The organism is Myceligenerans salitolerans (assembly GCF_017349295.1).
In the GTDB taxonomy this organism is placed as follows: domain Bacteria; phylum Actinomycetota; class Actinomycetes; order Actinomycetales; family Cellulomonadaceae; genus Myceligenerans; species Myceligenerans salitolerans.
This window is the reverse complement of the sequence record NZ_JAFMPK010000043.1, coordinates 130,912-152,469: the sequence shown is the minus strand read 5'-3', so window position 1 is coordinate 152,469 and position 21,558 is coordinate 130,912. Positions and strand designations below refer to the sequence as shown.

Here is a 21,558-nt window from a genome sequence, read left to right as displayed (position 1 = left end):
TGGGGTGGGGGTTGGTCGTTTCTCGGGAACCGTATAGTGGACGCGGGCACGCACACCCCTCCAGGAGAGGGGGGTTGGTTGTTGAGGTTGTTGGCGGATTAGTACCGGTCAGCTGCAACCCTTACGGGTCTTCCACCTCCGGCCTATCAACCCGGTAGTCTTCCGGGCGCCTTCCCACCCCGCAGGGTGGTGGAGTCTTCATCTTGAAGCAGGCTTCCCGCTTAGATGCTTTCAGCGGTTATCCCTTCCGAACGTAGCCAACCAGCCGTGCTCCTGGCGGAACAACTGGCACACCAGAGGTTCGTCCGTCCCGGTCCTCTCGTACTAGGGACAGCCCTTCTCAAGACTCCTGCGCGCGCAGCGGATAGGGACCGAACTGTCTCACGACGTTCTAAACCCAGCTCGCGTACCGCTTTAATGGGCGAACAGCCCAACCCTTGGGACCAACTCCAGCCCCAGGATGCGACGAGCCGACATCGAGGTGCCAAACCATGCCGTCGATATGGACTCTTGGGCAAGATCAGCCTGTTATCCCCGGGGTACCTTTTATCCGTTGAGCGACCACGCTTCCACAAGCCATGGCCGGATCACTAGTTCCGACTTTCGTCCCTGCTCGACCTGTCAGTCTCACAGTCAAGCTCCCTTGTGCACTTGCACTCGACACCTGATTGCCAACCAGGCTGAGGGAACCTTTGAGCGCCTCCGTTACATTTTAGGAGGCAACCGCCCCAGTTAAACTACCCACCAGGCACTGTCCCTGATCCGGATCACGGACCGAGGTTAGATGCCCGAAGCGATCAGAGTGGTATTTCAACGATGACTCCACCCGACCTGGCGGCCGAGTTTCACAGTCTCCCACCTATCCTACACAAACCGCACCGAACACCAATACCAAGCTGTAGTAAAGGTCCCGGGGTCTTTCCGTCCTGCTGCGCGTAACGAGCATCTTTACTCGTAGTGCAATTTCGCCGAGTTCGCGGTCGAGACAGCGGAGAAGTCGTTACGCCATTCGTGCAGGTCGGAACTTACCCGACAAGGAATTTCGCTACCTTAGGATGGTTATAGTTACCACCGCCGTTTACTGGGGCTTAAATTCTGAGCTTCAACCCGCAAGGGGCCTGACTCGTCCTCTTAACCTTCCAGCACCGGGCAGGCGTCAGTCCGTATACATCGTCTTGCGACTTCGCACGGACCTGTGTTTTTAGTAAACAGTCGCTTCTCCCTGGTCTCTGCGGCCGTCCCCGCTGACCCCAGCATGTGGGGATCACGGGTCGGGCCCCCCTTCTCCCGAAGTTACGGGGGCATTTTGCCGAGTTCCTTGACCACGATTCGCTCGATCACCTTGGTATTCTCTACCTGACCACCTGAGTCGGTTTCGGGTACGGGCGGCTAGAACCTCGCGTCGAGGCTTTTCTTGGCAGCAGAGGATCACCGCGTTCCCACTTGCGTGGTCACCATCAGTTCTCACCCACACGCCCCGCGGATTTACCTACGAGGCAGGCTACGACCTTGGACGTGGACAACCATCGCCACGTGCGGCTACCTTCCTGCGTCACCCCTGTTAACACGCTTACCTACTACCGGATCAGGTCCCACGCCGCCCCATCAATGTCACCCGAAGGCAACGGCGATGGTTTGGGATGGTTAGTATCACCGGACTCGGTATGGGCGGTTCTTCGCCGGTAGGAGAATATCAACTCCTTGTCCATCGACTACGCCTGTCGGCCTCGCCTTAGGTCCCGACTTACCCAGGGCGGATAAACCTGGCCCTGGAACCCTTGGTCATTCGGTGGACGGGATTCACACCCGTCATTCGCTACTCATGCCTGCATTCTCACTCGCGTGGCCTCCACCCCTGGATCACTCCGGGACTTCAACGGCCACACGACGCTCCCCTACCCAACCACACCACTGACAGACCCGAAGGACTGTAATGTCTACGTGTGGTTGCCACGGCTTCGGCGGTGTGCTTGAGCCCCGCTACATTGTCGGCGCGGAATCACTTGACCAGTGAGCTATTACGCACTCTTTCAAGGGTGGCTGCTTCTAAGCCAACCTCCTGGTTGTCTGAGCAACTCCACATCCTTTCCCACTGAGCACACGCTTAGGGGCCTTAGCCGGCGATCTGGGCTGTTTCCCTCTCGACCCACGGAGCTTATCCCCCGCAGTCTCACTGCCACGCTCAACTTACCGGCATTCGGAGTTTGGCTGACGTCAGTAACCTTGTCGGGCCCATCGGCCATCCAGTAGCTCTACCTCCAGCAAGCAACACGTGACGCTGCACCTAAATGCATTTCGGGGAGAACCAGCTATCACGGAGTTTGATTGGCCTTTCACCCCTAACCACAGGTCATCCCCCAGGTTTTCAACCCTGGTGGGTTCGGGCCTCCACACCGTCTTACCGGCGCTTCACCCTGCCCATGGCTAGATCACCCCGCTTCGGGTCTAGACCCGGCGACTGGACCGCCCTATTCGGACTCGCTTTCGCTACGGCTACCCCACACGGGTTAACCTCGCCACCGAGCACTAACTCGCAGGCTCATTCTTCAAAAGGCACGCCATCACCCCTGCACAACCCCACAAGGAGGCGGGAGGCTCTGACGGATTGTAGGCACACGGTTTCAGGTACTATTTCACTCCCCTCCCGGGGTACTTTTCACCTTTCCCTCACGGTACTGGTCCGCTATCGGTCATCAGGGAGTATTTAGGCTTACCAAGTGGTCTTGGCAGATTCACACGAGATTTCACGGGCCCCGTGCTACTCGGGACAACCCCCACCAGGCCACACCATTTCACCTACGGGACTACCACCCTCTACGGTCCGGTATTCAACCCGGTTCGGCTATAGCGCAGCTTTCTCACTGATCGAGAGACTGTCAGATCCCTCCAGGGGCTCCCACTACCCCGCACACGCAACGTCTGACAACTTGACACGCGCACGGTTTAACCTCATCCGCTTTCGCTCACCACTACTCACAGAATATCTCTTCCTGCCGGTACTGAGATGTTTCACTTCCCGGCGTTCCCCCCTACACCCTATGAATTCAAGTGCAGGTACCCGAACATGACTTCGGGTAGGTTCCCCCATTCGGAAACCCTCGGATCACAGCTCGTCTGCCAGCTCCCCGAGGCTTATCGCAGGCTACAACGTCCTTCGTCGGCTCCTGATGCCAAGGCATCCACCCTGTGCCCTAAAAAACTTCAACAACACTACGCAGAACACACCAGCAGGCTCCTCACAACAAGAAACCCCTGGCATGTCCAGAGATGCTCGCGTCCACTATACAGTTCTCAAGCAACGAACGAACCCACCACACACCAGCGACCAACCCCAGCCAGCCCCTCGACCGACCACAGCGGTATCGCCGTCATGATGACCCGATCCTCGAAACCCCCGACCCACGGCCGGTTGCCTCAGGACCCAACAGTGTGCTTGGCAAACCCCTCACCCACCGAACCCGCGGATTCCAGCCCACCCACCCACCCTCACAAGAAGGCACGGCACGCAGACGTACTACCACAAGACCCGGAACAGGCCGAAGCTCTTCGTCAATGTTCCACCCATGAGCAACCACCCACGACACACTCGGCCGCGGCATGGCCCGAACCCCGAATCCAGGGTCCTGGACCCCACCCAGCCCGCACACGACAACCGTGCACGACAACCAGGCGAAGCCACAACGCTCCTTAGAAAGGAGGTGATCCAGCCGCACCTTCCGGTACGGCTACCTTGTTACGACTTAGTCCCAATCGCCAGTCCCACCTTCGACCACTCCCCCCCTTACGGGTTGGGCCGTGAGCTTCGGGTGTTACCAACTTTCGTGACTTGACGGGCGGTGTGTACAAGGCCCGGGAACGTATTCACCGCAGCGTTGCTGATCTGCGATTACTAGCGACTCCGACTTCACGGGGTCGAGTTGCAGACCCCGATCCGAACTGAGACCGGCTTTTAGGGATTCGCTCCACCTCACGATATCGCAACCCTCTGTACCGGCCATTGTAGCATGCGTGAAGCCCAAGACATAAGGGGCATGATGATTTGACGTCATCCCCACCTTCCTCCGAGTTGACCCCGGCAGTCTCCCATGAGTCCCCGGCATAACCCGCTGGCAACATGAGACAAGGGTTGCGCTCGTTGCGGGACTTAACCCAACATCTCACGACACGAGCTGACGACAACCATGCACCACCTGTACACCGACCTTACGGAAACCACATCTCTGCAGCTGTCCGGTGCATGTCAAGCCTTGGTAAGGTTCTTCGCGTTGCATCGAATTAATCCGCATGCTCCGCCGCTTGTGCGGGCCCCCGTCAATTCCTTTGAGTTTTAGCCTTGCGGCCGTACTCCCCAGGCGGGGCACTTAATGCGTTAGCTACGGCACAGAACAGGTGGAACCTGCCCCACACCTAGTGCCCAACGTTTACGGCATGGACTACCAGGGTATCTAATCCTGTTCGCTCCCCATGCTTTCGCTCCTCAGCGTCAGTAACGGCCCAGAGACCTGCCTTCGCCATCGGTGTTCCTCCTGATATCTGCGCATTCCACCGCTACACCAGGAATTCCAGTCTCCCCTACCGCACTCCAGCCTGCCCGTACCCGATGCCAGCCCGAGGTTGAGCCTCGGGTTTTCACACCAGACGCGACAGACCGCCTACGAGCTCTTTACGCCCAATAATTCCGGACAACGCTTGCGCCCTACGTATTACCGCGGCTGCTGGCACGTAGTTAGCCGGCGCTTCTTCTACAAGTACCGTCACCCGAAGGCTTCTTCCTTGTCGAAAGAGGTTTACAACCCGAAGGCCGTCATCCCTCACGCGGCGTCGCTGCATCAGGCTTTCGCCCATTGTGCAATATTCCCCACTGCTGCCTCCCGTAGGAGTCTGGGCCGTGTCTCAGTCCCAGTGTGGCCGGTCGCCCTCTCAGGCCGGCTACCCGTCGACGCCTTGGTAGGCCATCACCCCACCAACAAGCTGATAGGCCGCGAGCCCATCCCCCACCAAAAAATCTTTCCAACACCCGCCATGCGGCAGACACTGAATATCCGGTATTAGACCCCGTTTCCAAGGCTTATCCCGAAGAGGGGGGCAGGTTACTCACGTGTTACTCACCCGTTCGCCACTAATCCACCCCAGCAAGCTGGAGCTTCATCGTTCGACTTGCATGTGTTAAGCACGCCGCCAGCGTTCGTCCTGAGCCAGGATCAAACTCTCCGTAAAAGAAAACACTCTTCACAGAGCAATACTGATACTGGCCAGACCAAGCAAAACCGCTCGATCCGATCCAAAAACAATCCCCCCAAACGAGAGGACCATCAAACTGGCATTAACTATCAAGCACACTGTTGAGTTCTCAAACAACCGACGCACACATCCGGACCAAACCCACCGGCCTGACCCGCTCAGGGCGACTCGAAAAACTTACCAGATCCGATTCCGTGTCCCAAATCCCTCGAAAGTGATCCAGGTCGCAGACGCGATTCGACAAGCCCCACCTGATCAAGAGCGCACTCGGCACCCGGAAGATCTGGAGTGAGTTTCCGCCCCGGGACCGGCCAGCCCGCGTGATCCGCGGTTCCTGTCCGTGCCTCCCTGTCGGGCGAACGACCAGAACATTACGGGAGGGTGGCACCCGAGTCAAAACCGCGGGACCGTGACGGCCACCACACAGACGCCTCCGCGGGCCGCGAAGGCCAAGAGAACACCATTCACGACTGGCTGAATCACCTGGGTGCTGCACTCAGAGGACTCGGTCACGCCATGCCAACCGCACGTGCACCAAGAGATCCCCATACCGGTCGGTCATTCGTAATTTTTCGTTCAGTTCTGCGGTACGGCGTCCTGCACCGCCTCGCCGCGTGCTCATCCATCAGACCCGGAGTTCTCAAGTACCACTGCCAGGCCCTGGCCCACTCCGATACAGATCGCCGCCACACCCCAGCGGGCACCCTCCGCCCGCAGCCGCCGGGCAAGAGTTCCGAGCACACGGGTCCCCGAGGCGCCCAGAGGATGCCCGACGGCTATCGCGCCGCCCCATGCGTTGACGATCGTCTCGTCGATCTTCCAGGCGTCGACGCAGGCGAGTGCCTGAGCTGCGAACGCCTCGTTCAGCTCCACCGCTCCTACGTCACCCCACGTGATACCCGAGCGCTCCAGTGCCGTGTTGGCTGCTTCGACGGGTGCGTAGCCGAAGTACTGCGGTTCACCCGCGGCCGCGGCACGTCCGGCGACCCGTGCCAGCGGCTGGAGCCCCGTCAGCTCCGCCGCCGACGCCGAACCCAGCAGAACCACACTGGCGCCGTCGGTCAGCGGGGAAGCGTTCGCCGCCGTGATCGTGCCGTCCGCACGGAAGCTCGGCTTGAGCGTGGCAAGCTTCTCGAGCGTGCCGCCAGGACGGATCGGCTCGTCGCGGGCCAACGGTTTCTCACCCGCGCCTGGTCCCACGTAGGGAGCCACCAGGTCGTCGTAGTGACCGGCCACCCAAGCCTGGTCTGCGAGGCGGTGCGACCTCAGGGCGAACTCGTCCTGCCGTTCCCGCGAGATCCCGAACCGCTCCCGCAAGCGCTCGGTGCCTTCTCCCATGGACACGGTCCAGTCGGGCTCCATACGGTCGTTGGTGAGACGCCACCCCAGTGTGGTCGAGACCATCTCGACGTTGCCGACGGGAAATCCGCGATCGGGCTTCGGCACCACCCAGGGAGCGCGGCTCATCGACTCGACGCCTCCTGCGAGCACGAGCTCGGCATCACCGGCCTCGATCGCCCTGGCCCCCTGAATCGCGGCGTCGAGAGCCGAGCCGCACAGACGGTTCAGCGTTACCGCCGGCACGGTGACCGGCAGGCCGGCGAGAAGAACCGCCATCCGGGCAACGTTGCGGTTGTCCTCACCCGCCCCGTTGGCGTTGCCGAGGATCACGTCGTCGATCCGCGCAGGGTCGAGACCCGGAGCTCGGCCGACCTGCTGCTCGAGGACGAACGCCGCGAGATCGTCCGGCCTGGCCTCGGCGAGCGCACCGCCGTAACGACCGAACGGCGTCCGGACCGCGTCATACACGAATGCCTGCTTCATCGCACCATCCCATGATCGCTCCGCGAGCGTCTGTCCCTCACGCGCACAGCGACGTTAGCACCGGGCCCGGAACCGACGGAACTCGCGAGAGTCGGCCTCGATCCGAGGTGCGACGGTGAACCAGCCGATGACGCCCCGAGGCATGTCCGCCTTGCTGCGTCGGCGGCCGCCCATGAGGTAGGAGATGGTGTTGCGGACGGGGGCGACGTCGTAGCCGGTCTGCTCGATCGGGCAGCAAAAAACCCCGCACCAGTCGTCTCACCTGGTGCGGGGCCGATGCGCGCCCGGAGGGATTCGAACCCCCAACCTTCTGATCCGTAGTCAGATGCTCTATCCGTTGAGCTACGGGCGCCTGCCGATGTCTCCATCGATCCAGCCACTCATGTGGCCGAACGACGAGAACACTACCGCCTCATGGGCCGGTTCCCAAACCGAGATCCGACTTCGTGACCCACAACACGCCATCGGCCGGCCGCGTACCGCCAGGCTCGAGGAAGACGCCGACGTGCGGACAAGATCCCGCCCAGGGCGGACCTGAACTGGATGTCGATGCGACCCGGACGAGACATGACGAAGGCGAGGAGGCTCAAACCATGAGCACACCTCGCCTGTCGTACAAGCGGAGACGGCGGGATTTGAACCCGCGAACGGCTTGCACCGTTACCACCTTAGCAGGGTGGCGCACTAGGCCTGACTATGCGACGTCTCCTCGCGACGGCCGCCCGTGGGCGGTGAGCGCGCAGCCCAGAGTACCTGGCGCACCCGCCGTCCGGCAAAGTGGGCCCGGGTGCGAGCAGTTTGCGTACGTCGGAACATTATTGAAGTGTTTCTCAGTAATCCAGTACCTTCGGCTCATGGACTATGACGTCTTGGTCATCGGGTCGGGCTTCGGCGGCAGCGTCGCCGCACTGAGGCTCACCGAGAAGGGTTACGCCGTGGGCGTCCTGGAAGCGGGCCGACGCTTCGAGGATCACGAGTTCCCCAGGAACAACTGGCACCTCAAGGACTACCTCTGGGCGCCGAGGCTGGGCTGCTTCGGGATCCAGCGCATCACCCTCCTGCGCAACGTGCTCTGCCTGACCGGCAACGGTGTCGGCGGTGGATCACTGGTGTATGCGAACGTGTCCTACCGGCCTCGCAGCGACGCGTTCTTCCGGGATCCCGCGTGGGCCGACATCACCGACTGGAAGTCCGAGCTCGATCCCTACTACGACCAGGCGTCCCGCATGCTCGGTGTGACGACCTATCACGGTGACTCCCCCGCGGACCGGCTGATGCGCGAGGTCGCCGCCGACATGGGAGTCGCCGACACCTTCCGGCCCACCGACGTCGCCGTCTACTTCGGCCCCGGTGGTGCCGCCGACCCCAGTCCCGACCGGACGTTCCCGGACCCCTTCTTCGGCGGCGTCGGCCCGGAACGCACCGGATGCCACGAGTGCGGCGCGTGCATGACCGGCTGTCGGCACGGCGCGAAGAACTCCCTCGCCAAGAACTACCTGTATCTCGCGGAACAGGCCGGGGCCAAGATCCATCCGCTGACCACCGCACACCTCGTCCGGCCTCTGGCGGGCGGCGGGTACGAGGTCCTCACCCACCGCACCGGTCGCAGGCGTTCCGGCCGCACGCGGTTCACCAGCCGCGACGTCGTCTTCGCAGCGGGCACACTGGGCACGCAGGACCTCCTGCACCGGATGAAGGCCGACGGTGTGCTCCCGCACATCTCGGACCGCCTGGGCTACCTGACCCGGACCAACTCCGAGTCGCTGCTCGGCGCCGTCACCAAGAAGGTGTCCGACGTCGACTACTCGCACGGCGTCGCCATCACGTCCTCGATCTTTCCCGACGAGCACACGCACGTGGAACCCACTCGTTACGGCAAGGGCTCCAACCTGATGGGTGCCCTCGTCACGCCACTGGTGCCCGGCGACCGGCCCTGGCGTACGTTGCGCTGGGGCGTCGTCCTGCTCCGGCACCTCAGGTGGCTCCAGGTCCTGGTGGACTACCGCCGCTGGTCGGAGCGTGCCGTCATCGCCCTCGTGATGCAGAGCCACGACAACTCGCTCACCGCCTACCTGCGACGCGGCCTGTTCGGGAGGCGGCTCACGACGCGAACGCCGGCGGAGCGGCCGAATCCCGCGTGGGTCCCGGAGGGCCATGAAACTGCCCGGCGCATGGCCACGCGAATGGGCGGGGTCGCAGGGAGCATCGTGACCGAGCCGTTCGGCGCACCGATGACGGCGCACATCATGGGTGGTTGCACGATCGGCCCGTCACCGGAGCGAGGCGTCGTCGACCCGTACCTGCGCGTGTACGGCCATCCTGGCCTGCATGTCATGGACGGCACCACGATCACCGCGAACATCGGTGTGAACCCGACGCTGACGATCACCGCCCAGGCCGAACGCGCCTGCGCGCTGTGGCCCAACAAGGGCGACGAGGATGCCCGACCCGATCTCGGCACCGCCTATCGGCGTCTTCGGCCCGTCCGACCGGTCCGCCCCGCTGTCCCCGACGCCGCCCCTGCCGCCCTCCGGCTGCCGATCGTCGACATCACCTGACCGCAGCCACTGGCGCGACATCGAACGGGAGCGCGGCCGCTGGCCGGGCTCCCGGCGAACGTTCCCATATGAACGATGACGCGGAACATCTATGAACGATGTCCCGCGTCATCACGAACGCGGAGGGCGAGGGATTCGAACCCCCGGTGCGTTGCCGCACAACGGTTTTCAAGACCGTCACATTAGGCCGCTCTGTCAGCCCTCCCGGTGCCGCACAAGTCTAACGGCGGGCCGCCCGCCCGTGGACAGCCCGCCGTCGGCGGGGCACATCGCCGGCGTCGCACCGGCGAGACCTGCTCGGTCGCTCGTCAGCTCTGCTTGCCGGCCCGCAGCTGGCGCATCGCCAGCTGCACGAGGGCGATGAGCGTCTGCTTGGTCGCCGCACGCGAGCGAGCGTCCGTGTAGAGCATGGGCACGTGCTCGGGAATCTGGAGCGCCTCGCGCACGTCCTCGAGCCGGTGCTTCGCCACGCCGTCGAAGCAGTTCACGCCGACCACGAACGGGATGTTGCGCGACTCGAAGTAGTCGATCGCCGGGAAGCACTGCTCCAAGCGGTCCGTGTCCACGAGGACGACGGCACCGATGGCGCCGCGTACCAGGTCGTCCCACATGAACAGGAAGCGGTCCTGGCCGGGCGTGCCGAACAGGTAGAGCCACAGGTTGCCCGGGAGCTCCACACGTCCGAAGTCCATGGCCACCGTGGTGGTGGTCTTACGGTCGGTGACCCCACCGGCGTCGTCCACGCCCACGGAGTGCTCCGTCATGGCCGCCTCGGTGTTGAGCGGCTCGACGTCGGAGATCGAGCCGATGAACGTCGTCTTGCCGACGGCGAAGCCGCCGGCGACGACGATCTTCACGACCGTGGGAGCGGTGCGCTCACCGGACGGCTGCGCGGCCGACCCGGCCTTGCCGGACGGCGGCTGCTGCACGACCGGCGGCGCGGGCTGAGCGGGCTGGGCCGGGCGCGGCCCGGCGGACGCTGCCGTGGGCGCGGATCCGCCCCCGCCGAGGACGCTCTGCCGGGCGGGAGCGCCCGTCGCGGAATCGGACACCGGCGCCCAGTTCGGGCCGGCGCCGGTCCCGTTGCTAGAGGGCGGAAATGCCATTCAGAACACTCTCCAAGACACTGAGCGACAGGCCCGAGTTCGAGCTTCCATGGCCTGTGTGGACGTTGACGGGGGTCGAGGTGTGCACCGTGATGTGCCCCTCCTCCTGCATGTCCGCCACGAGGATCCGGACAACGCCGAGGGGCAGCCGAAGCAGAGCGGACAGCTCGGCGATCGACACGTACGTATGTGCGGCGTGCTGGAGGATGGCGCGCTTCTCGGGAGGAAGGCCCTGGCCGGTCACCGCGCCGGGCATCACCTCGACAAGTGCCTCGAGGGGCAGGTCGGACATCGCCGACCGCACCCGGCCTCCGGTGACCGCATAGGGGCGGACCGTCGAGGTCTCATGAACATCGGCGGACCCCTGGGAACCCAAAGGTGCGTACGTCATCGTCTATGCCTCATCCCAGACTGGCGGCTCGGGTCTGCCCGTCGACCGGGAGGCTGCCACGCATCTCCGAGATCAACTGCGGCGTCAGGGTGGCCTCGGTACGGGAGACCATGAGGGCCATCTCGTAGCCGATCAGGCCGATATCGCAGGTCGCCTCCGCGACGACGCCGAGGACGGAACCGTTGGACACGTTCATCAGGAAGAGGAAGCCGTTGTCCATCTCGATGATCGACTGGCGAACGTTCCCGCCGTTGAGCTGGCGCGAGGCGCCGCGGGTGAGACTCGACATTCCCGAGACGATGGCGGCCAGCTGGTCGCCGCTGGTGCGGTCGAGCTGGTCGGACATCGCCATGAGCAGACCGTCCGCGGACACCACGAGCGTGTGGCGGCTACCGGGCACGGTACGCACGAAGTTGTCGAGCAGCCACCCGAAATTGGTTGCTTCGGTGCTGAGGGTCACTTCTGTTCCTCCTAGTCAGAATCCACAGACGCGCTTGTCACCGCGGCTGCGGCGCTGAGTCAGGGACATCATTCATCGTCGAGGGGGACCACGTCGAGCCCCTCTCGTCGTCCTTGTATCCGGGATCGTGCTCTGTCCCGCTCTGGTCCACGGCTTCGTCGCGTCCGCGCACGGTAGCCGACTGGAAGGCCGACAGTCGCGAGCGGAGCTGCTCGGGGTCGCGCTCGATGCGAGCAGAGTGCTTCTCCACGGCCGGGTCGGCCCCCGTTCCGGACGCCCCACGCGTGCGCCGCGTGAGTCCGGCCGGGGCCTCGCCCGAGACGGTCGAGACGGTCTCGGGCCGGTAGGAGTCGCTCACATCGTCTTCCTGGTAAGCCCCCCGGTTGAGAAGGCTGGTCATTTCCTCGTACAGGGTGGCGGACGCCACCCATTCCGACCTGGCTTCCACGGAGTCGCGCACGTACTCGCGGTCCAGGGGGTTCGTGCCGTCGCTGTCGGAGCCCGGCGAACGCCGCGTCAGCGAGGCCGGCTCCGCGTACGACGGGTCGTACACGCCACCCGTGGGATACGGGTCACGGAACTCGATGTCGCCGGCCGGCGCGGCCGCCAGGGACGAGCGGCTCTCGGCAGGCGGAGCCGACGTCGCCGGGGCGGGCGTCGCCGGGGGCCGCGTGGCGTCGGCGGGCGGCAGCGGCACGGCCTCCGTCGCCGGACCGCCTCGCAGGGGCATCGCGGCCTGCGACGCGCGCCGGTCCACCGGGGTCGTCGCCGGCGCAGGAGCGGGGACCGCGGCCCTCGGGACCGTCGACGTGTCCACGTCGACCACCGAGTGGGCTCGCGTCTCCTCCAGCGCGCGCCGGTAACCCTCCTGGTAACCAAGCTGGTACGGCTCTTCCGGCGCAGGGTTTGCCGGCGCGGCCGACACCGAAGGCGTGAAACCCGTCGCGGCGAGGTCGTTCGGGGCGAAGTCGACCGAAGGACTCTCGGTTGCCGCGGGCGCCGACTGCGGCGCCGCAGTGGCCTGCGGGACCGACGAGACCGGTGCGCGTGACGCGAGGGCGTGCTGCGAGTCCGGCTGGACGTCGGGCTGGTAGGCACGCAGCTCACCGGTGGCCGGCTGCCCCGGCTTGCGGCCGAAGAGCCCGCGCTTGCCGGCCGGCTTCGCCTCCCGCACCGAACGTCGGCTCGGAAGATCCTGCATGAGTTCCTCGAACGCGGGCAGCGCCTCGTACCGTCCGTCGTCGTCCGCGCCCAACGGCTGCGCGCCGAAACCGGCCGACGGCGGCACGTGGCCGGGCCGGACCTGCGGCTGGGACGAGGTCATCGGGCGCTGCTGCGGAATGCCGTTCGTCGGGGGCCGCACACCGGCGGCCGCCGGGAACCTCATGATGTCGGTGTCCGGACCACCCGGGAGGGAGGCCGGGTCCCGCGTCACCGGATCGAGCTGGAGCGACTGCGACTCCGCCCCGTCGATGGTGTTCATCGACCGGAAGCTCGAGAAGAGCGCACTGCGCTGGTCGACGTTCACCGGTGCCGGCGACGCCTCCTCGAACACCGGTGCGGCCTCGGCCTCCTCCTGCTGCTTCTTCGCGGACGCACGGCTCGGCAGCGAGTTGCCGGGGGCCACGTCCTGAGGAGGCGTCCAGGCCGTCTCCTCGCCCGGCGCGATGTCCGGCATGGTGGGCGTCTGGATCTCGGGGAGCACGATCGAGCCGGTCGGCGTCGTCTGCATTCCCGTCGTGGGCGTCGACTGCCGGCGGCGCGGCATACCCAGTGCGGTCGTTCCGTCGGTGAGCGCGTCGAGATCGACCGGGACGGCCGCCGGAGGCTCCGGCATCATCGGCGGTGTCCCGAAGGCTGCCGGGGAGGCGACCTGCGGACGCCGCGGGGCGCCCGGCACCGACTCGCCGCCCGCCATGGGGAACGACGTCGTACCGGGTGCGGCGGGCGCGACCGGCGGCGTCGGTGCCGCGGAACCGTCCTGCACGCCGCCCACCCGAGCGGCAGCGGCCTGCGTGGAGGCCTCCAGCGGATCCGTCGGCTGCGGCAGCGGCAGCGAGTTGTCCGGGAGGAAGAGCACGGCCGGGAAGCGCACCGTGACGATCGTCCCGGTGCTCTCGGTGCCGGTCGCGAACTCGACGGTGGCACCCAGGCGGTCCGCCAGGCGGCCGACCACGAAGAGGCCGAGGCGCTGGGCACCGACCGCGTCGGACGCCGCGTGGCTGGCGACCTTGGAGTTGGCCTCGGCGATCTCCTCCGGGGTCATGCCGAGGCCGTGGTCGCGGACCGTGACCGAGACGAAGTCCTCGGTGCGCTCGGTGGAGACCTCCACCGGCGTGTGGGGCTCGGAGAACATGGTCGCGTTCTCGAGCAGCTCCGCCAGCAGGTGCGCCGCGTTCAGCGCGTTGTGGCCCAGCATCATCGGGTCGGTGACGAGGTTGAGACGCACGCGGTCGTACAGCTCGATCTCGGACGACGCCGTACGGATCACGTCGGAGACCGGCATCGGCTGCCGCACCCGTCGACCGGAGTCGATGCCGGCGAGGACCAGCAGGGACTCGGCGTTGCGGCGCATCCGTGTGGCGAGGTGGTCGAGACGGAAGAGGTTCGACAGAGTGGTCGGGTCTTCCTCGGAACGCTCGAGGTCGTCCAGGAACGCGAGCTGGCGGTTCAGCAGCACCTGGTCGCGACGCGCCACGTTGACGAACATCTCGGCGATGGAGCCGCGAAGCGCGGCCTGTTCCCGGGCGACCTCGATGGTGGTGCGGTTCACGTCGTTGAACGCCGCGGCGAGCTGGCCGATCTCGTCGGAGGACTCGACGTGGATCGGGTCCAGGTCCATCGTCGGGCCCTGGCCGGGAACCGACACCTGCTCCACCAGGGTGGGCAGCCGGTCACGGACGACGCCGGCCGCCTGGGTCAGGCGCCGCAGCGGCGAGACCAGGCGGCGAGCGATGACGAGCGCGGTGATGATGGAGAACGCCAGCGCGCCGATCGCGACGCCACCGGTGACGAGCGCGGTGTTGAAGGCCTCGCGGGCCTGCGACTGGGCGAGGCTCAGGGCGTCCTCACGGATCTGGTCGCGCACGACGCGGGCCTCCTGGACCCACGCGGCCGACTCGTCGCCGAACGAGGCGGCGAGCGCCGTGTTCTGCATCAGGTCCTGCTCGTTGCCCTGGAGGATCAGCGTCCGGACGGTACCGAGGGCGCCGTCCATCGGCGGGACGCGCCGTTCGCCGGGGATCTTCTCGAGGGCGAGGTTCGCCTCCTCCTCCTGGATGTCACCCAGCGTGATCTGCTCGAGTGCGCGCAGGACCACCGTGCGGTCGACCGGCTCGTTGTTCCGCTGAGCCACCGCGGACGCCGTCAGGAGGTTGCCGATCAGCGGACGCTCGTAGGTGTTGGTCAGCATCAGCTCGTCCATGAGCTGGTGCGCCCGGATCCGCTCACCCAGGTCGCGGTTCTCCGTGGTGTCCGCGAGCTGCGTCATCACGTCGACCGAGTCGTCGATGAAGATGTTGTAGGCCCGCGTGACCTGCTGCTCGGCGATCGACTGCTCCTGAACCTTACGCTGCACCTCGAGAACCTCGGCGCGGTCGTAGATGGTCTGGTCGATGGCCTGCTTCACACGCGGGTCGAGGAAGCTCGTGTCGAGTGCCCGGAACTGTGCGTCACGCTCGTCGAGGGCCTGGTTCGTCTGTTCCTGCGCCGACGGCAGCGCGTAGACGATCTCGCCGTCCTCCTTGACGATCTTCCCGTTCTCGTCCCGCTCGGGCAGCCCTTGGAGGAGCAGGCCCTTCGCCTCGTCGGAGGTGCACGGGTCCTGGTTGGGAAGACACGGGGCGGAGGCGGCGATGGTCAACGCCCGTTCCTGAGCGAACGCCGTACCCGCGTCGTCCTGCTGCTCGAGCGCCGCGACCAGGTCCGCGGTCTGCTGTGCGCGCAACGCCGACTCGATCGACGTCCAGGTGATGTACGCCGCGGCGATGATCATGACGAGGGCAGGCACAACGAGGGTCGCAAGAACTTTCCCGCGAACTCCCAACCTGCGGAACATGCGTACCTCTCTCCATCACTGTCCGCGACAGAAGGAACTCGCTGGTGCGTGCTCCGACACTCTCGCGGAGTGCGTACAAGTGACCGACGCCCGGCTAGGCTCCATCGGTGTGCGAGCCGTCACGATATCCGCAACCGGGCGCTCAGGGAAACTCTCCCTTTCGACCATATCTGACCCGGTTCCTGAGATAGGCGAAGTGCTGGTCAACGTTGCTGCCGCAGGCGTAAACCATGCTGACCTGCTGCAACGAGCCGGCCTCTACCCCCCACCTGCTGGTGCGCCCGACTGGCCCGGCCTCGAGATCTCCGGTGAGATCGCGCGTGTCGGTCCCGGCGTGTCGGGCTGGCGTACGGGAGATCGCGTGGTAGCGCTCCTCGACGGCGGTGGTTATGCGGACCAGGTCGCCGTACGAGCGACCCAGCTCCTGCCGGCACCCCGCAGCGTAGACCTGATCGACGCCGCGGCGCTCCCCGAAGCCGTGTGCACGGCGTGGGACAACCTCGTCACGGTAGGTGGGCTGGCGTCCGGCGAGTGGGTGCTGCTGCACGGCGGATCGGGCGGCGTCGGCACCGTGGCGATCCAGATCGCGAAGGCTCTGGGGGCTCGGGTCGCGACCACCGCGGGTGGTCCTGAACGCGCCGCTCAGTGCGCTGACCTGGGCGCGGACCGCACGATCGACTATCGCGAGCAGGACTTCGTCGACGCGCTCCGGGAGGCGTCCGACGGCGCAGGCGCCGACGTCGTCCTGGACGTCGTCGGCGCCGCCTACCTCGGTGACAACGTGCGCGCCCTCGCCCGCGGCGGACGCCTCGTCGTCATCGGGCTGCAGCGCGGACGGCGCGGCGAGCTCGACCTCGCGGCGCTCATGGCCAAGCGCGCGACGGTCACCGGAACCACGTTGCGCTCACGACCCGCGGCGGAGAAGGCGGCCGTCGTCGCCGCCGTCCGGGAGCACGTGTGGCCGATGATCGACGACGGCCGGGTACGGCCGGTGGTCCACACCCGCGTGCCGCTGGCAGAAGCCCAGCGCGCCCACGATCTGCTGGAATCGGGCGAGGTGTTCGGCAAAGTCCTCCTGGTGCCCTGACCAAGCTCCGGGACCGCGAGGGAGTACCTCAGGCAATCACACCCCGAACGGCGCCGTGTCCATATCGTGATACGCGCGGCGGTGGCCCGGACACGGAAGACTGGGGGCCATGAGCCACGCCGACGACACCACGCCCGCACCGGACGACGCGACCCCTCCGGCCGATCAGGAACCCCATCCCCAGGTCGTCACCCCCGACGGCCGAGCCGTCCCCGGCCGCTCCTCCGACCGCCCCGACGAGACCGACACGGACGCCGAGGACGTCGTCGGCCAGGTGGAGGAACCCGCGAAGGTGATGCGGATCGGCGGGATGATCAAGCGACTCCTCGACGAGGTCCGCGACGCACCGCTCGACGACGCCGCGCGCACCCGCCTGGCCGAGGTCCACGAGCGCTCCATCAAGGAGCTCGAGGACGGCCTCTCTCCGGACCTCATCGACGAGCTGCACCGCATCACCCTGCCGTTCACCGAGCAGGAGACCCCGTCCGACGCCGAGCTCCGGGTGGCCCACGCCCAGCTCGTGGGCTGGCTCGAGGGCCTGTTCCACGGGATCCAGACCGCGCTCGTCGCTCAGCAGATGGCCGCACAGGCCCAGCTCACGGGCATGCGACGGGCCCTCCCGCCCGGCACGCACGTAGCGCCGTTCCCGCCCGGCGGGCAGGAGGAGGACCCGGGACGCCACGAGCGAGGACCCGGCCAGTACCTCTGACCGTCCGGGTTCCGTCCTCGGGCCGGCCCCGGCGGGTGAGCCGGCCGGTACTCCACCGGCCGGCTCACTCCGCCCGGGGCGGCGCGAGCGCGATCGCGGCCGACACGCACAGCAGCCCGATCACCTGCGCCGCCCCGGGCAGCTGCCGCAGCATCACGGCACCCACCACGGCCGCCGTCGCCGGCAGGAGCGCGAGCAGAACGGCGAACGTGGCCGGCGGCACACGCCGCAGCACCGTCTGCTCCAGGCCGTAGGGCACCACCGACGAACAGACGGCGACGACCACGAGCAGAAGGACCAGGCCGCCGTCGGAGAGCACCTCCGGTGTGCTGTGCACGAAGAACGGCGCGAAGCAGAGCGAGCCCACGGCCATCCCGACGGCGAGACCGTCGACGCCGGCACCGACGCGCGCGACCCGGCGGCCGAGCAGGATGTAGAGGCCCCAGCACGTCGCCGCGGCGAAGATCGAGCCGAGCCCGATCACGGCGTCGGCCCGGGACAGACCGGAGCCGAGCGTGACGCCGGCGAGCAGCACCACGCCGACGGCCGCCGCGACGATCGCCGCCCTCGCGCGCCAGCCGCGACCGGTCAGAGCGGCCACCACGACCGGGCCGCAGAACTCGATCGCCACCGCGGTCCCCAGGGGCAGATGTTCGATGGCGATGTAGAAGGCGAGGTTCATGGCGGCGAGGACGACACCGAACGCCGCCGACCAGCCCAGGTCGCGTCGTGACCAGTCACGTCGCCACGGCCTGCGCCACAGGACGAGCACCACGGCGGCGAGAGCGATGCGCCACCAGCCGACCTCGGGAGCGCCGAGCCGGACGAAGAGGCCGACGGCGACCGCCGCGCCCACGTACTGCGTCAGACCGGAGACGACGAACACCGCGGGCGCGGGAACGCGTTCGAGGGGCCCGGCGAGGCCCTGCGGATCGAGCGACCGGCGCATCCCGCTACAGGTCCGCCGGGTCGACGAGGAACTCGTCCTCGTCCGCGATCTCGCCTCCGACGGCGTCCTGCAGACGGCCGGCGATCCGCGCGACCAGCTCGGCGGCGCGCTTGCGGGCGATGCGGTGCTCCAGGCCCGGCTGCTCCCGGTTGGCCTCGACCTGGTCCGGCGGCTCCCAGTGCACGCGGTAGCGGACGGCGCCGTCGGCCGTCCACGGGAGTCCCCGCAGCACCGGGGGAAGATGCTCCTCGCCCGCGACCTCCACGGCGACGATGCCGTCGACGTCGAGATCGATCAGCAGCCCGTAGCCGTGCAGCACCTGCGGACCCTGGAGCGCGGCGACGTCGAAGTCGTCGGCCGCGGCGTGGATCTCCTTGCGGCGCCGCGGATCCATCTTCTCGCCGGGGTAGAGCGGACGATCGGCGATACCCGCGGGCGGGCCGCCCCACTCCCGACCCTCCGTCGCCAGGCGGGTACGGCTGTGCAGCGGCCGCACGGTCGCCAGCGCCGCCTCGGGCTCCAGCCACACGCTCGAGTACACGGACATGTCGACGGCGACGTCGGCGTCGGGCGTGAGCACGACACCTGTGCCCGGACGCGGTCCCGTCCCGCCCGAGGACGCCCCGGCCGACCACAGTCCCCCGACATCGACACGGAGCGAGCCGCCGAGCCTCCGGGCCACCGCGACGAGCCACGTCACCAGCCGGCCTTCCTCCCGTTCCGGGAGCCCGCCGGCGAACGCGCGGCCGATACCGTCCCGGTCACCGATGCTGAACGGTGGCTCGCCGCGCTCGCGATGACAGATCACGTCGAACACCATCGCGGTCCCGGTCGGCAGGCCGAGGTCGAAGCCGTCTCCCTGCGGCGCGTACGGACCCGTCAGGGTCGCGTGCCGGGACACCCGCAGGACGCCCGGAGCACCGCCCTTGGCGCGCGGGCCCTGCGGGGCACTGGTGACGTCACCGGGCAGGATCCCGGCGGGGGTGACGTCCCACCGCGTGGCGGTGAACCGGGAGGTCGCGAGTACCTCCACCTCGTCCACGGTGACGTCGCCGGGAACGGCGAGCAGGTGTCGCGCCTGATGGGCCTGTCCCACGCTGCGCGGCAGGAGCGAAGAGGTCATGAGGCGTGAGCGTAGCCCCGTCCCCTGACGGTTCCCGCTCACACCTGTGTGCGGTGGAACGACTTCGAGGAACGCGACGCGGTGGGACCGCGTTGCCCCTGGTAACGAGAACCGTAGACATCCGAGCCGTACGGGTGCTCGGCAGGGGACGACAACCGGAAGAAGCACATCTGACCGATCTTCATCCCCGGCCAGAGAGTGATCGGCAGCGTGGCGACGTTGCTGAGCTCCAGGGTGACGTGGCCGCTGAAGCCCGGGTCGATGAAACCGGCGGTGCTGTGCGTGAGCAGGCCGAGCCTGCCCAGCGAGGACTTGCCCTCCAGGCGGGCGGCGACGTCGTCGGGAAGCGTGACGGCCTCGTACGTGGAACCGAGCACGAACTCTCCCGGGTGGAGCACGAGCGGCTCGCCGGACTCCACCTCGACCAGGCGGGTCAGCTCCGGCTGTTCCTGGCTCGGATCGATGAAGGGGTACTTGTGGTTGTCGAACAGCCGGAAGAACTTGTCGAGACGCACGTCGATGCTGGACGGCTGGATCATCTCCGGCTCGTACGGATCCAGGGCGACGCGCCCGGCGTCGAGTTCGGCGCGGATGTCGCGGTCGGAGAGCAGCACGCGGACACGTTACTCGGCGCGAGGGGGATCGGCAGGCTCGTCCGTCCCGGGCATCGCATGGCCGCGGCACGGCCGGGCCGGGACCGCTGCGGCGACGGTCCCGGCCCGCGTCGGTCGAGGCGCGGCGTCAGTCGCGGAGCGGACGCTGCTTGGCGTCGACCGACCAGTAGCCCCTGCGGAGCGCCAGGTAGAGCACGCCCTCGATCAGACCCCAGATCGCCGAGATGAACCCGAAGCCCGCGATCGCACCGATCACCGTGATGGCGAGCATCACCAGACCCAGCGCCCGGTAGCCCAGGTAGAAGCGGTGCGCGCCGAGAGCGCCGAGAAAGATGCCGAGAAGGCCGGCGACCACGCGCGACTTGCCCTTCACCTTGGACGTGGGAGGGCTGGGCGGCCGAGGAGTGCTGCCCGGGAAGTGCAGGGGGCGGGTGTAGCCGGACTCGACACGCGTTCCGTCGGGCAACGGAATCGTCTCGTCGAGGGGTCGGCCACCCGGGACCTGGACGGTCTTGTCGTAGTCGATGGCCTCTGTGGGCTCGTCGTTCGGGTGGTGCCTGTTCACGGCGTCTCCAGTCACGGGCAGGTGTCGTCGGGTTCGGCATTCCGGCGACGTCGGTTATGATCGGTGCGCACACCAGTTCAGCAGGTCTTGGCGGAGATTCCGTGGACCTCCTCCGGGAGACCATCGTAGGATGGCGAAACCGGACTGAACCAGGACGTTGCGGGTGTAGTTCAATGGTAGAACTTCAGCTTCCCAAGCTGACAGCGCGGGTTCGATTCCCGTCACCCGCTCTCGGCGAACAGGCGGAGTGCGCCCAACAGAGTTGGGCCACTCCGCCTCGCCATTTCCCGCGGGGGCACCGCCCCCACACCCCCTTCGGCGAACAGGCGGAGTGCGCCCAACANAGTTGGGCCACTCCGCCTCGCCATTTCCCGCGGGGGCACCGCCCCCACACCCCCTTCGGCGAACAGGCGGAGTGCGCCCAACAAAGTTGGGCCACTCCGCCTGTTCATTTCCCGGGCCGGTCTCAGCGGTCGAGGGTGGTCAGGTGCAGGGAGACCGGCAGACTCCACTTCGCCGCCGCGAGCCAGCCGCTCCAGCAGCGCCACGCCACCCCGCCGTCGCGCGCGGGGTGGTGACCGGACCGCTCCATGAGCCGGAGGCGCCTCGCGAGACGCTCCGCGGCCGATGCCTGGGCGACGAGGAGGTCGACGGAGATCGTCCCGAGAATCTCGTCACCCAGGTCGAGATGGTCGACGCCGGCTCGCACCTCGAGTGCGTGCGTATCGGTGACGTGCGCGATCAAGGCCGTCACGGCGACGAGTTCGGCGGGGCCCGAACGGGCCGGCGCCGCGCCGCTCATCCCGACCACGTCCACGTCGCCCACTCGCTCGGGCGGCTGCCGTCGATACCGCCGGTGATACCGGCCTCCGTC

At 67.0% G+C, this 21,558-nt stretch carries 13 protein-coding genes, 4 tRNA genes and 2 rRNA genes; 4 read left to right on the top strand and 15 right to left on the bottom strand.

Features of this window, described 5'->3' with window-relative positions:
• Window positions 1-78: 78 nt before the first annotated feature.
• The 5 genes from J0911_RS11100 to J0911_RS11080 all read right to left on the bottom strand — a co-directional run bounded on the left by J0911_RS11100 (window position 79) and on the right by J0911_RS11080 (window position 7,774).
• Window positions 79-3,206, bottom strand: a 23S ribosomal RNA gene (locus J0911_RS11100).
• Between the two features lie 485 nt (window positions 3,207-3,691).
• Window positions 3,692-5,217, bottom strand: a 16S ribosomal RNA gene (locus J0911_RS11095).
• The 16S and 23S rRNA genes sit together here, the layout of an rRNA operon.
• 642 nt (window positions 5,218-5,859) lie before the next feature.
• Complete coding sequence (locus J0911_RS11090; RefSeq protein WP_207275515.1) at window positions 5,860-7,065, bottom strand: thiolase family protein; 1,206 nt, start codon at window positions 7,063-7,065, stop codon at window positions 5,860-5,862.
• A 279-nt stretch (window positions 7,066-7,344) separates the two neighbouring features.
• Window positions 7,345-7,417, bottom strand: a tRNA-Arg gene (locus J0911_RS11085).
• Between the two features lie 268 nt (window positions 7,418-7,685).
• Window positions 7,686-7,774 (bottom strand) — tRNA-Ser (locus J0911_RS11080).
• Window positions 7,775-7,919: 145 nt separating this feature from the next.
• On the opposite strand from J0911_RS11080, the gene J0911_RS11075 reads away from it, so the two are divergent.
• Window positions 7,920-9,623, top strand: a complete 1,704-nt coding sequence (locus J0911_RS11075; RefSeq protein ID WP_207275514.1) for a GMC oxidoreductase — start codon at window positions 7,920-7,922, stop codon at window positions 9,621-9,623.
• Window positions 9,624-9,743: 120 nt separating this feature from the next.
• Here the strand turns inward: J0911_RS11075 and J0911_RS11070 are convergent.
• The 5 genes from J0911_RS11070 to J0911_RS11050 all read right to left on the bottom strand — a co-directional run bounded on the left by J0911_RS11070 (window position 9,744) and on the right by J0911_RS11050 (window position 15,589).
• Window positions 9,744-9,828: transfer RNA gene (locus tag J0911_RS11070), tRNA-Ser, on the bottom strand.
• Window positions 9,829-9,931: 103 nt separating this feature from the next.
• Entirely contained in the window at window positions 9,932-10,552 is a 621-nt protein-coding gene (locus tag J0911_RS11065; protein WP_207275529.1) for a GTP-binding protein, read from the bottom strand.
• Between the two features lie 157 nt (window positions 10,553-10,709).
• A complete protein-coding gene (locus tag J0911_RS11060; protein WP_123812896.1) occupies window positions 10,710-11,120 on the bottom strand; it encodes a DUF742 domain-containing protein in 411 nt (136 codons plus the stop codon).
• Window positions 11,121-11,130: 10 nt separating this feature from the next.
• Complete coding sequence (locus J0911_RS11055) at window positions 11,131-11,580, bottom strand: roadblock/LC7 domain-containing protein (protein WP_123812895.1); 450 nt, start codon at window positions 11,578-11,580, stop codon at window positions 11,131-11,133.
• A gap of 37 nt (window positions 11,581-11,617) precedes the next feature.
• On the bottom strand, window positions 11,618-15,589 hold the full coding sequence (locus J0911_RS11050) for an ATP-binding protein (protein WP_207275513.1): 3,972 nt from the start codon (window positions 15,587-15,589) through the stop codon (window positions 11,618-11,620).
• Window positions 15,590-15,746: 157 nt separating this feature from the next.
• Here J0911_RS11050 and J0911_RS11045 point away from each other — a divergent pair, with 157 nt between their 5' ends.
• Window positions 15,747-16,724, top strand: a complete 978-nt coding sequence (locus tag J0911_RS11045; RefSeq protein WP_207275512.1) for an NAD(P)H-quinone oxidoreductase — start codon at window positions 15,747-15,749, stop codon at window positions 16,722-16,724.
• Window positions 16,725-16,833: 109 nt separating this feature from the next.
• The gene (locus J0911_RS11040) at window positions 16,834-17,433 is read left to right on the top strand and encodes a bacterial proteasome activator family protein (RefSeq protein WP_207275511.1); all 600 of its coding nucleotides are present in this window, start codon (window positions 16,834-16,836) and stop codon (window positions 17,431-17,433) included.
• Between the two features lie 64 nt (window positions 17,434-17,497).
• Here J0911_RS11040 and J0911_RS11035 read toward each other — a convergent pair whose 3' ends face one another.
• From J0911_RS11035 to J0911_RS11020, 4 genes are all read right to left on the bottom strand, one after another.
• Entirely contained in the window at window positions 17,498-18,382 is an 885-nt protein-coding gene (locus J0911_RS11035; protein ID WP_207275510.1) for an EamA family transporter, read from the bottom strand.
• A 4-nt stretch (window positions 18,383-18,386) separates the two neighbouring features.
• Entirely contained in the window at window positions 18,387-19,505 is a 1,119-nt protein-coding gene (locus tag J0911_RS11030; protein WP_207275509.1) for a hypothetical protein, read from the bottom strand.
• Window positions 19,506-19,543: 38 nt separating this feature from the next.
• Window positions 19,544-20,119 carry a dCTP deaminase gene (dcd, locus tag J0911_RS11025; protein WP_207275508.1) on the bottom strand — a complete coding sequence of 192 codons (576 nt, stop codon included), beginning with the start codon at window positions 20,117-20,119 and terminating at the stop codon, window positions 19,544-19,546.
• Between the two features lie 127 nt (window positions 20,120-20,246).
• The gene (locus J0911_RS11020) at window positions 20,247-20,684 is read right to left on the bottom strand and encodes a TM2 domain-containing protein (RefSeq protein ID WP_207275507.1); all 438 of its coding nucleotides are present in this window, start codon (window positions 20,682-20,684) and stop codon (window positions 20,247-20,249) included.
• Window positions 20,685-20,843: 159 nt separating this feature from the next.
• Here J0911_RS11020 and J0911_RS11015 point away from each other — a divergent pair.
• Window positions 20,844-20,914, top strand: a tRNA-Gly gene (locus tag J0911_RS11015).
• 236 nt (window positions 20,915-21,150) lie between these two features.
• On the opposite strand, the gene J0911_RS11010 is transcribed toward J0911_RS11015, so the two are convergent.
• On the bottom strand, window positions 21,151-21,486 hold the full coding sequence (locus J0911_RS11010) for a hypothetical protein (RefSeq protein ID WP_207275506.1): 336 nt from the start codon (window positions 21,484-21,486) through the stop codon (window positions 21,151-21,153).
• Between the last annotated feature and the right edge of the window lie 72 nt (window positions 21,487-21,558).

Excerpts from the sequence above, each read along its gene's own strand:
- J0911_RS11090 (WP_207275515.1), bottom strand. The coding sequence starts at position 7,065 with ATGAAGCAGGCATTCGTGTATGACGCGGTCCGGACGCCGTTCGGTCGT.
- J0911_RS11075 (WP_207275514.1), top strand. The coding sequence starts at position 7,920 with ATGGACTATGACGTCTTGGTCATCGGGTCGGGCTTCGGCGGCAGCGTC.
- J0911_RS11060 (WP_123812896.1), bottom strand. The coding sequence starts at position 11,120 with ATGACGTACGCACCTTTGGGTTCCCAGGGGTCCGCCGATGTTCATGAG.
- J0911_RS11040 (WP_207275511.1), top strand. The coding sequence starts at position 16,834 with ATGAGCCACGCCGACGACACCACGCCCGCACCGGACGACGCGACCCCT.
- J0911_RS11035 (WP_207275510.1), bottom strand. The coding sequence starts at position 18,382 with ATGCGCCGGTCGCTCGATCCGCAGGGCCTCGCCGGGCCCCTCGAACGC.
- J0911_RS11030 (WP_207275509.1), bottom strand. The coding sequence starts at position 19,505 with ATGACCTCTTCGCTCCTGCCGCGCAGCGTGGGACAGGCCCATCAGGCG.
- J0911_RS11010 (WP_207275506.1), bottom strand. The coding sequence starts at position 21,486 with ATGAGCGGCGCGGCGCCGGCCCGTTCGGGCCCCGCCGAACTCGTCGCC.